Annotated in this window: 17 protein-coding genes; 16 read left to right on the forward strand and 1 reads right to left on the reverse strand. The window is 55.6% G+C overall.

What is annotated here, in order from left to right:
• Window positions 1-32: 32 nt before the first annotated feature.
• Window positions 33-1,034, forward strand: coding sequence for a signal recognition particle-docking protein FtsY (gene ftsY / locus JET16_RS17475; protein WP_199617899.1), 1,002 nt, complete (start codon window positions 33-35; stop codon window positions 1,032-1,034).
• A 724-nt stretch (window positions 1,035-1,758) separates the two neighbouring features.
• On the opposite strand, the gene bioA is transcribed toward ftsY, so the two are convergent.
• Complete coding sequence (bioA, locus tag JET16_RS17480) at window positions 1,759-3,111, reverse strand: adenosylmethionine--8-amino-7-oxononanoate transaminase (protein ID WP_199617901.1); 1,353 nt, start codon at window positions 3,109-3,111, stop codon at window positions 1,759-1,761.
• Window positions 3,112-3,324: 213 nt separating this feature from the next.
• On the opposite strand from bioA, the gene JET16_RS17485 reads away from it, so the two are divergent.
• The 15 genes from JET16_RS17485 to JET16_RS17555 all read left to right on the forward strand — a co-directional run bounded on the left by JET16_RS17485 (window position 3,325) and on the right by JET16_RS17555 (window position 14,410).
• The gene (locus tag JET16_RS17485) at window positions 3,325-3,714 is read left to right on the forward strand and encodes a putative DNA-binding protein (RefSeq protein WP_199617903.1); all 390 of its coding nucleotides are present in this window, start codon (window positions 3,325-3,327) and stop codon (window positions 3,712-3,714) included.
• Between the two features lie 40 nt (window positions 3,715-3,754).
• A complete protein-coding gene (ffh, locus tag JET16_RS17490) occupies window positions 3,755-5,128 on the forward strand; it encodes a signal recognition particle protein (RefSeq protein ID WP_199617905.1) in 1,374 nt (457 codons plus the stop codon).
• Between the two features lie 54 nt (window positions 5,129-5,182).
• Window positions 5,183-5,455: a 30S ribosomal protein S16 gene (gene rpsP, locus JET16_RS17495; protein WP_199617907.1), complete on the forward strand. Its 273-nt coding sequence runs from the start codon at window positions 5,183-5,185 to the stop codon at window positions 5,453-5,455.
• Window positions 5,456-5,478: 23 nt separating this feature from the next.
• Window positions 5,479-5,709, forward strand: a complete 231-nt coding sequence (locus JET16_RS17500; protein WP_199617909.1) for a KH domain-containing protein — start codon at window positions 5,479-5,481, stop codon at window positions 5,707-5,709.
• 74 nt (window positions 5,710-5,783) lie between these two features.
• A complete protein-coding gene (gene rimM / locus JET16_RS17505) occupies window positions 5,784-6,308 on the forward strand; it encodes a ribosome maturation factor RimM (protein WP_199617911.1) in 525 nt (174 codons plus the stop codon).
• The gene (gene trmD / locus JET16_RS17510) at window positions 6,305-7,048 is read left to right on the forward strand and encodes a tRNA (guanosine(37)-N1)-methyltransferase TrmD (RefSeq protein ID WP_199617913.1); all 744 of its coding nucleotides are present in this window, start codon (window positions 6,305-6,307) and stop codon (window positions 7,046-7,048) included. Before rimM ends, trmD begins: the two co-directional genes overlap by 4 nt.
• A 158-nt stretch (window positions 7,049-7,206) precedes the next feature.
• Window positions 7,207-7,551 carry a 50S ribosomal protein L19 gene (gene rplS / locus JET16_RS17515; RefSeq protein ID WP_199617915.1) on the forward strand — a complete coding sequence of 115 codons (345 nt, stop codon included), beginning with the start codon at window positions 7,207-7,209 and terminating at the stop codon, window positions 7,549-7,551.
• 66 nt (window positions 7,552-7,617) lie between these two features.
• Complete coding sequence (gene lepB, locus JET16_RS17520; RefSeq protein WP_199617917.1) at window positions 7,618-8,235, forward strand: signal peptidase I; 618 nt, start codon at window positions 7,618-7,620, stop codon at window positions 8,233-8,235.
• Between the two features lie 24 nt (window positions 8,236-8,259).
• Window positions 8,260-9,120, forward strand: a complete 861-nt coding sequence (gene ylqF / locus JET16_RS17525; protein WP_199617919.1) for a ribosome biogenesis GTPase YlqF — start codon at window positions 8,260-8,262, stop codon at window positions 9,118-9,120.
• 31 nt (window positions 9,121-9,151) lie between these two features.
• Complete coding sequence (locus tag JET16_RS17530; RefSeq protein ID WP_199617921.1) at window positions 9,152-9,988, forward strand: MBL fold metallo-hydrolase; 837 nt, start codon at window positions 9,152-9,154, stop codon at window positions 9,986-9,988.
• Window positions 9,989-10,363: 375 nt separating this feature from the next.
• Window positions 10,364-11,113, forward strand: coding sequence for a UMP kinase (pyrH, locus tag JET16_RS17535; protein WP_199618065.1), 750 nt, complete (start codon window positions 10,364-10,366; stop codon window positions 11,111-11,113).
• An 82-nt stretch (window positions 11,114-11,195) separates the two neighbouring features.
• Complete coding sequence (locus tag JET16_RS17540) at window positions 11,196-11,813, forward strand: ribonuclease HII (protein ID WP_199617923.1); 618 nt, start codon at window positions 11,196-11,198, stop codon at window positions 11,811-11,813.
• A 61-nt stretch (window positions 11,814-11,874) separates the two neighbouring features.
• A complete protein-coding gene (locus JET16_RS17545) occupies window positions 11,875-13,722 on the forward strand; it encodes a hypothetical protein (RefSeq protein ID WP_199617925.1) in 1,848 nt (615 codons plus the stop codon).
• Window positions 13,719-14,042, forward strand: coding sequence for an EscU/YscU/HrcU family type III secretion system export apparatus switch protein (locus tag JET16_RS17550; RefSeq protein ID WP_199617927.1), 324 nt, complete (start codon window positions 13,719-13,721; stop codon window positions 14,040-14,042). Before JET16_RS17545 ends, JET16_RS17550 begins: the two co-directional genes overlap by 4 nt.
• Window positions 14,039-14,410 (forward strand): YraN family protein, encoded by a 372-nt coding sequence (locus JET16_RS17555; protein ID WP_199617929.1) that lies wholly within the window; start codon window positions 14,039-14,041, stop codon window positions 14,408-14,410. Before JET16_RS17550 ends, JET16_RS17555 begins: the two co-directional genes overlap by 4 nt.
• The last annotated feature ends 74 nt before the right edge of the window (window positions 14,411-14,484 follow it).

Raw genomic sequence — 14,484 nt, forward strand, 5'->3', positions numbered from 1 at the left:
AGTATAGAACGAAAAAAGTGGAGCGTGAAACCTTGAGTTTTTTTAAGAGGCTGCGTGAAAGTATCTCTTCGAGAGCCGAAGAGGTGACGAGCAAGTTTAAAGATGGGTTGTCCAAAACCCGGAACGCTTTCGTCGGCAAGGTGGAGGATTTGTTCCTGCGACGCAAAAAGATCGACGAAGCGTTCTATGAGGAACTGGAAGAAATATTGATCGGCGCGGACGTCGGCGTCAACACGGTGATGAGCCTGATCGACGACCTGCGTGCGGAAGTGCGCAAACAGCGCATCGAGGAGCCTTCCGAGCTCCGTCCGGTACTGTCGGAAAAGCTTGTCGGACTCCTCGGAGGGGATGACGATCATGATGCCGGCACTCTTCGGTTGGCCGACACCGGGTTAACCGTCATTCTTATCGTCGGCGTGAACGGCGCCGGAAAGACGACGACCATCGGCAAATTGGCGCACCGGTTCAAGCAGCAAGGTAAATCGGTGCTGCTTGCCGCAGGCGACACGTTCCGGGCGGCCGCCATCGAGCAGTTGGAAGCATGGGGCCAACGGGCCGGCGTCGATGTCGTTAAACAATCGCAAGGCGCGGATCCCGCGGCCGTCATCTTCGACGCGCTGCATGCCGCGAAAAACCGCGGATCGGATATTCTTATATGCGATACGGCCGGCCGGCTGCAAAACAAGGTCAATTTAATGGAAGAGCTGAACAAAATATACCGCGTCATCCGCAGGGAAGTTCCGGAAGCGCCGCACGAAGTGCTGCTTGTGCTCGATGCCACTACGGGACAAAACGCACTCCAGCAGGCAAAGCTGTTCGGCGAGAAGACCGGGGTCACCGGTCTCGTGCTGACAAAGCTGGACGGGACCGCGAAGGGCGGCATCGTCATCGCCATCCGGCAAGAGCTGAAGCTGCCGGTGAAATTTGTCGGTTTGGGCGAGAAGATGGACGATTTGCAGCCGTTCGACTCGGAGCAGTTCGTGCATGCGTTGTTTTTGAACTCCGCGGAGGATGAGGCTCAGGAACAGAAGTAAAAAGCGCCGATTCGCGGCTGTAAATTCAGCCGGCGAGTCGGCGCTTTATTCAGTACGGAATTGGACTTTGTAAGCGAAGAAAATTCGCTTACACGTCCGCAAAAGCCGGAATTAGACGATGTAAGCGAAGAGATGAGACTGTCGATTCATTGTTGACACGAACTTGCAGTCGCTAATTTTTCGATTACAGCGTATTTACCCGGCACTTTCGATCCGCTGCGCATTACTAACCGGAGAAAGTCCGATTAGAGCGCTCATTTTCGGCCCGTTGAGCCCTTTTAACCGGAGAAAGTCCAGTTACGGCGCTCATTTTCGGCCCGTTGAGCCCTTTTAACCGGAGAAAGTCCAGTTACGGCGCTCATTTTCGGCCCGTTGAGCCCTTTTAACCGGAGAAAGTCCAGTTACGGCGCTCATTTTCGGCCCGTTGAGCCCTTTTAACCGGAGAAAGTCCAGTTACGGCGCTCATTTTCGGCCCGTTGAGCCCTTTTAACCGGAGAAAGTCCGGTTACAGCGCTCATTTTCGGCCCGTTGCACCCTACTAACCGGAGAAAGTCCGGTTACAGCGCTCATTTTCGGCCCGTTGAGCCCTCTTAACCGGAGAAAGTCCGGTTACAGCGCCGGAAAGCGGCTTTCAACGCTTGTAACCGATTAGTGGAGCTATTGATCAAATTTTGTACAAATGCGACACACTCTGACCGGACAATTCGACCCGGTCAGGGAAAAATCACTGTTCCGTCACTTCGCCGATCGCCCGCTTCATAATGGCGAGCATCTCGGATAGCTCTTCCTTCGTGCTTGCAAGCGGCGGCATAAACACGACGACGTCTCCTAGCGGGCGGGTCAGCACGCCCAATTCGCGCATGTAAAGCGTGGCCCTGTATCCGGTGCGTCGCGCCCATTCGAACGGCTCTTTCGTTCGGCGGTCGCGTACCAGCTCGATGCCGGCCATAAAGCCGAGACGGCGGATGTCTCCGACGTGCGGAAGCTCTTCGAAAGACGATAGTTCCGCCCGCAGCCATTGCGACTTTTCTTGAACCGACGCCAGAACGCCTTCTTTCTCGAACAAACGCAAATTGGCAAGCGCCGCGGCGCATCCGAGCTGGTTGCCAGTGTACGAATGGCCGTGGAACAACGTCTTCAACTCCGTATAATCCGCGTAGAACGCTTCATATATGCGCTCGGTGGTCATCGTTGCCGCAATCGGCAAATAGCCGCCGGTAATTCCTTTGGCGACGGTCATAATATCCGGAGTCACGTCCTCGTGTTCGCAGGCGAACATCGGTCCTGTGCGGCCGAACCCGGTGGCGACTTCGTCGGCGATCAACAACACGTCGTATTTGCGGCACAATTGCTCGACACCTTTGAAAAATCCGGGAGGCATGACGAGCATGCCCGCCGCTCCTTGGATCATCGATTCGACGGTGAGCCCCGCGACCTCGTGCGCATGTTCGGCTAACAGCGCCTCCAATTGCCGCAAGCAGTCATCCCGGCATGCTTCCGCATCGCCGCTCGGGTGACGGTATACATACGGGTAAGGAACTTTGTAGCTGTCGAATAGCAGCGGCCGGTACATCTTATGGAATATATCGATATTGCCTACGCTGACCGCTCCGATCGTATCCCCGTGATAGCCGCCGCGCATGGTGACGAACTTCCGTTTCTCCGTCCGCCCGACATTTTGCCAATATTGAAACGCCATCTTCAACGCGATCTCGACCGCTTCAGCCCCGCTGTCCGAATAAAAGACGCGGGTAATTCCTGCCGGAGCGATCCGCACCAGCTTGTCCGCCAGTTCCGTCGCGGGCACGTTCGTCATACCAAGCAGAGTGGAATGGGCGATTTTGTTCAGCTGCTCGCGGACCGCTTCGTCGATCTCCGCCTTCCGGTGGCCGTGCACGTTTAGCCACACGGATGAAAAAGCGTCATAATACCGTTTGCCCTGCGTATCCCACACAAACACGCCATCGCCTCGCTCGATAATGAGCGGGTCGCGGTCGTAATCTTTCATCTGGGTAAAAGGAAGCCATAGCCGCTTCTTGCTCAATTCTACCAACGTTTCGTGCTCGTTCGGCGTCATCGTTTTTCTCCTCCTCCAACGATAAAATGATATCGCACGCAGGAATCGGGGGCAAGCCTGTGACAGGTATCTACGCAAAAGCCGCCATCAGCCACTTCAACAGTACACTATCAAGGCGATTACCTTGACATCGTCTCTCGAATGCACTATACTAACCAAGGTGACTGTAAAGTGTTTTCCCTTGACGGGATAGCTGCGGAAGGAGCCGTTGGGATGACGGATCGTACGGAGAAGACCGAACGCGCCGAACGCGCCCGACGGGCGGAACGCGACGCGCTGGCTAAGACGAACCGCATCAATGTGCTGTTTGACTTCTACGAGGGACTGCTCACCGAGAAACAGCGGACGTTTCTGAAATATTATTTTCACGACGATTATTCGCTTGGCGAAATTGCGGAGGAGTTTTCCGTGTCGCGCCAGGCGATTTACGAACATATAAAGCGGGCTGAGACGACGCTCGAGGAATACGAGGACAAGCTGCGGCTGTTCGCGAAATACGAGCGCAGGAGACAGCTTGCGGAGGAAATCGGCTCCGAGCTCGAGAAAGCGGCGCATCCGGAAGCGCAACAACGGATCCGGGCGCTGCTGGACGAGATGGTGTAAGGCAGCAAAAGTAACTAACGGCATAGGAGGTGAGCTTGTCGTGGCAGCATTCGAAGGATTGTCGAGCCGTCTGCAAAGCGTGTTCGGGAAATTGCGCGGCAAAGGGAAATTGACGGAAGACGACGTAACCGAAGCGATGCGCGAGGTGCGTCTCGCGCTCTTGGAGGCGGACGTAAACTTCAAGGTCGTGAAGGATTTCGTCGCGAAGGTGAAGGAACAGGCGATCGGCCAGACGCTGGAGAAGGGCTTCAACCCCGGGATGACCGTCGTCAACATCGTAAATAAGGAACTGACCGAGCTGATGGGCGGAACGCATGCGAAGCTGGCGCGGTCGAACCGGTCACCGACGGTCATCATGATGGTCGGCTTGCAAGGCGCCGGTAAAACAACGACTACGGCCAAGCTTGCGAAGATGCTCATCAAGCAAAACCACCGCCCGCTGCTCGTCGCAGCGGACGTATACCGGCCTGCGGCGATCAAGCAGCTCCAAGTGCTGGGCGAGCAGGTGAAAGCTCCCGTGTTTACGCTCGGAGACAAGGCAAATCCCGTCGACATCGCGAAGCAAGCGGTCGAGCACGCGAAAGAGCACCATAACGATTATGTGATCATCGATACGGCGGGCCGCCTACACATCGACGAAACGTTGATGGGCGAGCTGCACAACATACGCGAAGAGACGAAGCCGGACGAAATTTTGCTGGTCGTCGACGCGATGACCGGGCAAGACGCAGTGAACGTGGCGGAGCACTTCAACGGCCAACTGGAAATAACCGGCGTCGTTCTCACCAAGCTCGACGGCGACACTCGCGGCGGAGCGGCGTTGTCGGTCAAAGCCGTGACCGGCAAGCCGATCAAGTTCGCGGCGCTCGGGGAGAAGGTCGACGCGCTTGAACCTTTCCATCCGGAGCGGATGGCGTCCCGGATTCTCGGCATGGGCGATATGCTGTCGCTCATTGAGAAAGCGCAGGCGAACATCGACGAGGATAAGGCGAAAGAGATGGAGCGCAAATTCCGGAAGGCGGAGTTTACGCTGGAAGATTTCCTCGAGCAGATGCAGCAGGTGAAGAAGCTCGGTCCGCTTGAAAACATTCTCGAGATGCTGCCCGGCATGGGTAACATGAAGCAGCTTAAGGACGCAAAGATCGATCCGAAGCAGATGGCCCGTGTGGAAGCGATCGTTCTTTCCATGACGAAAGCGGAGAAGCAAAAGCCGGAAATTCTCAACGCGAAACGTAGACAACGGATTGCCAAAGGCAGCGGAACGACGGTGCAGGATGTCAACCGTCTCCTGAAGCAATTCGAAGAGATGAAGAAAATGATGAAGCAATTTTCCGGCATGATGGGCGGCAAAGGCAACAAAATGCTCAAAAAAATGGGCAAAGGCAAAGGCGGCATGCGGTTCCCGTTCGGATAATCGCAATAAGTCGCAAGTCCGGTCATTCCACTCTTTGAAGGAGGTGAAAGTTTCATGGCAGTACGTATCCGTTTGAAGCGTATCGGCGCTCACAAAGCTCCGTTCTATCGCGTAGTCGTATCCGACTCCCGTTCTCCGCGCGACGGCCGGTTCATCGAAGAAATCGGCACTTACAATCCGGTAACCCAACCGGCTCAAGTGACGATCGACGAAGAAAAGGCGTTGAAGTGGCTGCAAAGCGGCGCGCAAGCGTCCGACACCGTTCGCAACTTGTTCAGCAAAGCGGGCATCATGACAAAATTCCACGAATCCAAGCTGCAGAAATAATCGCTTCGGATCGGAGGTGCGCGATGGAACAGTTGGTGCGCACACTTATCAGAGGATTGGTCGACCATCCTGACGACGTCCGCGTGGAAGTGACCGAAGACGAGCAATCCGTTCTGTACGAGTTGTTCGTTCACCCCGATGACGTCGGCAAAGTAATCGGCAAAGGCGGCCGCATCATTAAGGCGGTGCGGACCGTCGTCACATCCGCGTCCGCGCGGAGCGGCAAGCGCATTGCCGTCGAAATCGTTTCGTAACGCGGAGGGTTAGGACTCGTTCCTAGCCCTTTTGCAATCCTGAAAGCGTCCAAGCCTTATGCGGAGGTAACGTCATGAAACCGAAATATTTGTTGGTAGGCAAAATCGTCAATACGCACGGCATACGCGGAGAAGTGAAAGTGTGGCCTGAAACGGACTTTCCCGAGCAGCGTTTTCGCACAGGAAGCGAGCTGCTTATCGTTCATCCGGAAGAAGAAGACCGGACGGCCGCCGTCACCGTTGCGCAAGCCCGCGAGCAAAAAAACGTTTATATCGTAAAGCTTCGGGAGTTCGACAGCATCAATGAGGTTGAACCGTATAAAGGGTGGCTTCTCAAGGTGTCGTCGGACAAAAAAGCGGGACTCGCGAGAGACGAATTTTACTTCCACGATATTATCGGATGCCGCGTGGTGACGGAAGAAGGCGAGAACGTCGGAACCGTTGCCGACATTCTTCGCCCGGGAGCGAACGACGTGTGGGTCGTTGCGCGGGAGAAAGGGAAACCGGTCTACTTGCCGTACATCGACGATGTCGTGCTGTCGGTGGACGTGCCGAACAAGCTTGTGACGATTCGCGTCATGGAGGGTCTCCTCGAATGAACATCGACGTGCTCACTCTGTTTCCGGAGATGTTCGCCGGCGTGTTCGGCTCCAGCATATTAGGGAAGGCGCAGGAGAAAGGAATCGTAAGCCTCCGCGCGGTCAATTTCCGCGAATTTGCGGGCAACAAGCATAATACGGTCGACGACTATCCGTACGGCGGCGGCGGAGGCATGGTGCTCAAGCCGGAACCGATCTTCTCCGCGGTTGAGCATGTCGCGGGAGAGGGAGAGAAGCCGCGCGTCATCCTTATGTGCCCGCAAGGAGAAACATATACGCAGCGCAAGGCGGAGGAGCTGTCGAAAGAACAGCGGCTCATACTTATTTGCGGACATTACGAAGGCTATGACGAACGTATTCGGGAATTCCTCGTCACCGATGAAATATCGATCGGCGATTATGTGCTGACCGGCGGGGAGATCGCGGCGATGGCTGTGATCGACAGCGTGGTCCGGCTGCTTCCCGGCGTTCTTGGCAACGAACGATCCGCAGTCACCGACAGCTATAGCACGGGACTGCTTGAATATCCCCAATACACCCGTCCCGCGGAGTTCCGCGGCTGGTCCGTTCCGGACGTGCTCCTCTCCGGGCATCATGAGAATGTGACGCAGTGGCGGCGCCGGCAATCGCTGTACCGGACATGGAAGCGGCGTCCGGATTTGCTGGCCGGTGTCGAGCTCACTGAGCGGGAGCGGAAGTGGATTGAAGAGTGGGAATCGGACGGCAATGGGAAAATGTAACGCGAATGCCGGAACGTTTTCCTTGTCAAAGACGTGTTTGTATGATATTATTTCCTTTGTGTGTTTGTCGGATTATCGGGCGGTCCTCTGCCGGCATTGAACGGAACCGTACGGTTCCCGGAGCGGTATGAACGCCTAGGGCGGAAGGAGGGAATTCCATGAGCAACTTGATTCAAGAAATTACTCGCGAGCAGCTTCGCAGCGATTTGCCGAGCTTTCGTCCAGGAGACACTCTTAGAGTGCACGTGAAGGTTAAAGAGGGTAACCGGGAGCGTATCCAGGTATTCGAGGGCGTTGTCATTAAGCGTCGCGGCGGCGGAATCAGCGAATCGTACACGGTTCGTAAAATTTCGTACGGCGTAGGCGTTGAGAGAACGTATCCGCTGCACAGCCCGCGCGTTGACAAGATCGAAGTAATGCGCCGGGGCAAAGTGCGTCGCGCGAAACTTTACTACTTGCGCAATCTCCGCGGCAAAGCGGCTAGAATTAAAGATATTCGATAATTGGAAGCGGGGGCTTGGGTCGGTTGGACCCGGTCCTCGTTTTTGCATACGAGGGGAGCAAGAGCTATGGAAGAACGGTTGGATTCGAAGCTTCCGGCGGATGCGGCGGACACGGACGGAACGGAGAAAAACAAGACTTCCGGTTGGAAATCGGAAGCGGTCGATTGGGTAAAGGCTCTGGCTGTCGCCGGCGTACTCGTCATCGTTATTCGGTTTTTCCTGTTTTCTCCGTTTATCGTCGAAGGGCCGTCCATGTCTCCGAATTTTTATACGGGGGAGCGGTTGATCGTCAACAAAATTTTGTACGATATCCGGCCCCCTCAACGCGGAGAAGTCATTGTTTTCCATTCCCCGTTCAATGCGGATTACATTAAGCGGATCATCGCGCTTCCGGGCGAAACGGTCGAGGTTCGAGGGGATACGGTGCTCGTCAACGGCGAGCCGGTTCCCGAGCCGTACTTGAAGGAAGCCGTGGATAACGCCGCCGAGGCCGGGTTAACATACAACAATAAGGACTATGCCCCGCAGTCGGTGCCGGATGGCCATGTGTTCGTCTTGGGCGACAACCGCTCGAATTCCCAGGACAGCCGGGATATCGGGTTTGTCCCGTACGGCGATATTGTCGGCAGAGCGGACCTTATCATTTGGCCTCTTTCGGAAATCAGATTCATACCGCATTCGTAAAATCGTGGAGAAAGGCTTATTCCGATGAGCATTCAATGGTTTCCCGGGCATATGACGAGAGCCCGGCGGCAAATCGAAGAAAAATTGAAGTTAATCGATGTGGCGATCGAATTGTTGGATGCGCGCTTGCCCGTATCCAGCCGGAATCCGATGGTGAACGACATACTCGGCAACAAGCCCCGGCTGGTGCTGCTCAACAAGAGCGATCTTGCCGATCCCGCCGTCACCGAGCGCTGGGTAAAGCTTCTGGCGGCGGACGATATAAGCGCTCTGCCGATTGATGCCGCAAGCGGCACCGGCGTTAATGCGATTTTGCCGCGGTGCCGGGAGCTGATGGCCCCTAAGTTCGAAGCCTGGGCGCGCAAGGGAATGTCCCCGCGCGCGATCCGCACGCTGATCGTCGGCATACCGAACGTCGGCAAGTCCACGCTGATCAACCGGTTGGCCGGCAGAAGCGTGGCGGCGACGGGAGACAGGCCGGGCGTGACGAAGGGCCAACAATGGATCAAGGTTGGAGCGGACATGGATTTGCTGGATACGCCGGGCATTCTGTGGCCAAAGTTCGACGATGCGAAAGTCGGCTACCGGCTGGCGGCTACGGGAGCGATTCGCGACGAAATATTGCATTCGGAAGACGTAGCTTTCTATTTGGTGAAGCACTTGTTAACGCATTACCCCGGCGTTTTCTCTGAGAGGTACGGGATAGACGAGCTGCCGGACGATGCGGAAGATCCGCAGCAGGTGGTCGCATTGATGGAAGCGGTGGGAAGACGCCGCGGCTGTGTGATGAGCGGCGGCAAAATCGATATTTCGAAGGCGTCCGACGTTCTTCTTCGCGATTTGCGCACGGGCAAGCTCGGGCGCATCTCGATGGATATACCGTAACGGGACATATACGGGAGCGGTTGGAGACGACATGATTCAATGCAAAAAGGCACAGTACACGATATTTCAAAGCGCATTATACGCAACGACCACGACCGTGATCCGGACGGAAGATCTGGTCATCGTCGCCGATCCGACATGGCTGCCGGATGAAGTGGAGCAAATCCGGCAATACGTATCATTTATTCGCGGCGACCGGCCGCTTTATTTATGTTTCACGCATTCGGATTGGGACCATGTGCTCGGTTTCGGCGCATTCCCCGACGCGGTTACCATCGCTTCAAGGAAGACGGCGGAACATCCGGATCCTGAAGCGGTAATCGAACAAATTGCATCCTTCGATGAGAAATATTACCTGGTTCGAACGTATCCCCTTGCCTATCCCCGGATCGATATTGCGGTGGAGCGGGACGGTCAGCGGCTAACGGTTGGCGGTACGACGCTCACGTTCTATTTGGCGCCCGGACATACGGCCGACGGATTGTTTACGGTCGTCGAACCGCCGGGTATATGGATTGCCGGAGATTATTTGTCGGATATCGAATTCCCGTACATATATGACGGAAGCGCCGCTTACGAAGAGACAATGGCGAAAGTGCCCTTCATCTTGGACGGGCACAACGTGACGTTGACGGTTCCCGGTCACGGCGCCGCCGCCGCGTCCAAGGACGAGGTGCTGGAGCGGCGCCGGAAATCGTTGGAATATATTCGGGAAACGAGGGAAGCGGTGGCGGTTGGCCGCGAACATGAGACGTTCGCACAGCTTGCGGAGTACCGTTTCCCGAGAGGGATGAAATCGTTTCACGAACAGAACATTCGGGTATTCCGGCGCGAATTGGGTCTTGACTTTACTTCGGCCGGCGAATAAGATACTGATGATATTATGAGTTCGGGAAGGGATGGGAGTATGCGGGATGAGCCGGTCGCCGCGTGCAAAACCGAATATTCTCATGTGACACGGAACACTAAAGCTATTTGCTTTAGTGTTTTTTCTTCTTCTGAAGGAGCTGCCCGCTTCCTTGAGTAGGCTTGAATGTACCTCGATAGAAGGTTTTCATTAGAGATCAGAAAGTATAAACTTCGAAACAGCCGCATCCTGGTCTCGGAACAAAAACTTCCGATGTTCGTTGGATTGGAGTTGATATTGAGGGAGCTTTTTTCGCTGCAAAGTTTTTTCGGAAATTCGATATGTATAGCGAAATAATTTTCGCTGCAGCAAATATAACATCTACATGGAGGTATTATCATGAAATACGAGAGAGTGTTGATCAAGCTTAGCGGAGGCGCGGTGGCGGGAGGCAGCGAGTTCGGATTCGCTCCGGAAAAACTGGAGCACATCGCCAATGAGATCATGTCCGTAGTAAACATCGGCGTAGAGGTATCGATCGTCATCGGCGGGGGCAATATTTTTCGGGGAAATATGGGGGAGAATTGGGGAATCGACAGAGCCGAAGCGGACAACATCGGCACTTTGGCAACCGTAATAAACAGTTTGATGCTGAGAGGCGTTTTAAAAACAAAAACAAATAAGGAAGTTCGCGTCATGACCGCGATTCCGATATCTTCGGTTGCCGAGCCGTACATAAGGCTGAGGGCGATACATCATTTGGAAAAAGGTTACATCGTCATATTCGCAGGGGGAAACGGACAACCGTTCGTAACGACGGATTACCCGTCGGTGCAAAGGGCGCTCGAAGTGAAATCCCAGGCGCTGTTGGTGGCGAAGCAAGGAATCGACGGCATTCTGAGCGCGGATCCGAAGCACAACGCCAATGTGAAGATGTTCAAATCGCTTCATTATAACGACGTGCTCCAACACGATTTGAAAGTGATGGATCAATCCGCGTTTATTTTGGCCCGTGATTACGGCCTTCCGATCCATGTGTTCAACTTCGACAGGCCCGGTTCGATGAAAGAAATATGCGAAGGAAAGCATGTCGGAACGATCATCAGCAACGAATCGAAGCTGGAAATTTTGAAGATGTCTATATGATTATGGAAACATTTTGCCAAAAATGGTGAAAGGGTTCGGATTCCGTGCTACAATTTCGTCATTGCGGGAGGCGGAATTATTCATGAATACATACGAACTCGACATATGGTCGGCAGGGTATGCGCGTATCGCCGGGGTCGACGAGGTCGGCCGCGGCTGTTTGTTCGGCGACGTCGTCGCCGCAGCGGTCATATTGCCCGTCGGGCTGACAATCGACGGAGTGGACGATTCCAAGAAATTATCGGAAAAACGCCGCGAGGAACTATACGAAATCATTATGAACGAGGCAGTATCCGTCGGTATAGGCAGGGTGGATGCGGAAACGATCGACCGCATCAACATTCGCCAGGCGTCGCGTTTGGCGATGAAGCAAGCGGTGGAAGCGTTGAACCCGGAACCGGATTACTTGTTGGTCGATGCGGAAACGGTGGATGCCGCTATGCCGCAGCTGTCTATCATTCATGGCGACGCGCTATCCCAGTCGATAGCGGCCGCTTCGATCGTTGCGAAGGTGACCCGGGACCGGCTTTGCGTCGAACAATGGGACGCCTTCTATCCCGAATACGGAATTGCCTTACATAAGGGGTACGCCACGAAATCACATAGGGAAGAACTGCTTGTGTACGGGGCTTCTCCGATGCATAGAAAATCTTTTCTCGGCAAATTGTTTGCGGAGCAGATGGAGCTGTTTTTGGACTGAAAAAAATTCCCGTTTCCGCCGATATAACTAATAACTATATTGGTGAGCGGAGGGATTTGCGGTGGATGTGAGCGGCATTGTTCGCGCGCTGATAGGCGCTCCGCAGCCGTCCGAAGGGAAATTGGTCGAGCTGAAGGCAGGCCAAGTCGTTCGCGGCGTTGTGTTAAAGCTGCTTGCCGAATCCGAAGCCCTGATGAACATTATGGGCACAACGGTGCGGGCGCGGCTGGAAACGCCTCTTGCACAGGGGCAGTCGACTTTGCTGCAAGTGCAGCCGGAGACGGCGGGAGGACTCGTTGTGCTGAAACCGCTCGCATCCTCCGTTGTGGATATTGTACCGGAGTCGCTCCCCGGCGTGTTGAAATCGGTCGGATTGAAGGACACGCCGGTGAACCGTATGGTCATTCGCGCATTTCACAGCGAGGGCTTGCCGCTGACGAAGGAATCGGCGGAAGAGGCGGCCAAGGCTGTACAAGGCGCGGGCGCGGACGGGGAGGAGTCCGCTGTGAAAGCGGCCGTGATCGCCGCCCGCCGCGGATTGCCGCTAAGCGCCGAAACAGTGGGAGCGCTTCGGACGGCTATGTTCGGGGAAGGGCTGGGCGGTCTGGTCGGCCGGTTGGAGAAGGCGGCTCGAGAGTTATTCGCCGCTTCGCGGCCGGACGAACCGTCTTATCCGGCCGTAAAGCGGCTGCTTGACGTGCTGTCGCGGAAGGATGCGCTGGCAAACAGCTTGTTGGGGCCGCTCGATGAGTTAAATACGATTGAACCCGCCAAGGCCGCGAAGCCTGCGCCAACGCCTTCTGGAGGTGTGGCATCAACGATTGCAAGTGCGTCTTCGTCTGGAATTTCGGAAGGCTCATTACGCTCTCAGACGGCGGCTCCGGTTCAATCGCATGCGCAAGCTCAAACGCAATTTCCGGCACAAACCGCTTCACAAGTGCTTGCTGATTCTCAAGCTGCTGCGACGCCCCGCGGGTCCGAACGACCGCCTGTCCTTGCCCTGCTGCAATGGCTCGGTGTCGACATGGAGCGTCAAGTCGCGAAAGCCGTTAACGCGGCCCCGTTCCGTTCGGCCGATGCCGCATCGCCTCAACCGGTTGTTTCCTCGCAGACCTTGCCTGTTTTAACCGAGAGCGATGTGGAGGAGCAACCGGACAGGAGACGGTCCGCACCGCTTCGCCCGGAAGCTTTGCCTGCTTCCGCTGCCCCTGGCAACGGCACCTTAGCCTGGAAAGAGCGGCAATCTCGGGCGGCACCGGAAGCAATATTGCTTACCGGACTCCAGGCGAGTCCGGAAGGGGATGTTCCGGAACGGACTCCGGCATCCTGGACGGACACGTTGAAGGCAGCTTTGCTGCAGCTTCAAGCGTCGGACGATATCCCTGCGCCATTGAAGGAAGCCGCGCAGCAGACGGTCCAGTGGATTACCGGACAGCAGCTGCTGCTTGCGTCGGACAGGAGCTTGCCGTTCGCATATGTGACCATGTTCATCCCTTTTGCCGGCGGCCGGGACGGCAACGGATCCGCATCCGTGCATATCCAAACGCGCAAAGGCAAACACGGTGAATGGGATGCGGAAAACTGCCGGTTATGGTTCGATTTGCGTTTATCGGAGTTGGGAGAGACCGGGATCGATGTGCAGGTGACGAACAAAATCGTAACCCTCCATGTGTTTAATGATCATCCTGCCTCTTTGCAGCTGATTGAAGGCAGTAAAGAAGAGATCGAGCTTGCATTGGAGCGAGTCGGGTACCGGCTTTCCTCGCTGCGGGCTTCCCCCGTTCCGCAGACGCCGGCACATTCAGGCGAACAGCGGGGCGGCGCCGCGGCGGGAAGCTTCCGGACAGCGGCGAATGCGGCATCCGTTTACGGAGGGCCGGCTTACAGAGGAGTCGATGTACGGATATGACAGCAGGCAGCGGGGAGCATAAAACCGTGCAACCGGCGAAGAAGGCGGTCGCTTTGACTTACACGCCGGAAAAGAACGCCGCGCCGGTTGTCGTAGCGAAGGGAAGAGGCGCGGTAGCCGAGCGAATTATGGAGACCGCGCTGGAACACGGTGTTCCCCTTCAAGAGGACGCCTCTCTTGTTGAGGTGCTTTCGCAGCTCGATATCGAACAAGAAATTCCGCCCGAGCTGTATAAATTGGTCGCGGAAATTATGAGCTTCGTATATCGAACGGACCGGAAGCTCTCGGGCGTTCGAGCGAAAGAAGAGGACGAGCGATGACGAAAAGCAGGAAAGCGGCGGGTACCGAAGGCGAGCGGTTGGCGCAGGAGCATCTGGCTTTGTACGGATATGAAATATTGGATGTCAATTGGCGCTGTAAAGCGGGCGAGCTTGATATCGTCGCCAAAAAAGACGGCACGTTGATCTTTGTGGAAGTGCGTGCGCGAACGGCTTCGTCCATGCATGCATTCGGCGCCCCGCAGGAATCCGTCGATTATAGAAAGAGGATGAAGCTGCGCCGGCTTGCGGAAATATATTTGCTGCAAACCGGCCGCTCGGGCGTCCCGGTTCGATTCGATGTCATTGCCGTCACCCTTGCTTCGATTGGAGGGGCTTCCGACATTCGGCATATTCAGAATGCACTGTAAGATGCGGAAGCTGTACGGGAACGTTGCCGCCGATTCGACGCTGTAACGGGAGCCGCCGTTGTACGCAATCGGCG

The organism is Paenibacillus alkalitolerans (genome assembly GCF_016482785.1).
GTDB classification, from domain to species: Bacteria; Bacillota; Bacilli; order Paenibacillales; family YIM-B00363; genus Paenibacillus_AE; species Paenibacillus_AE alkalitolerans.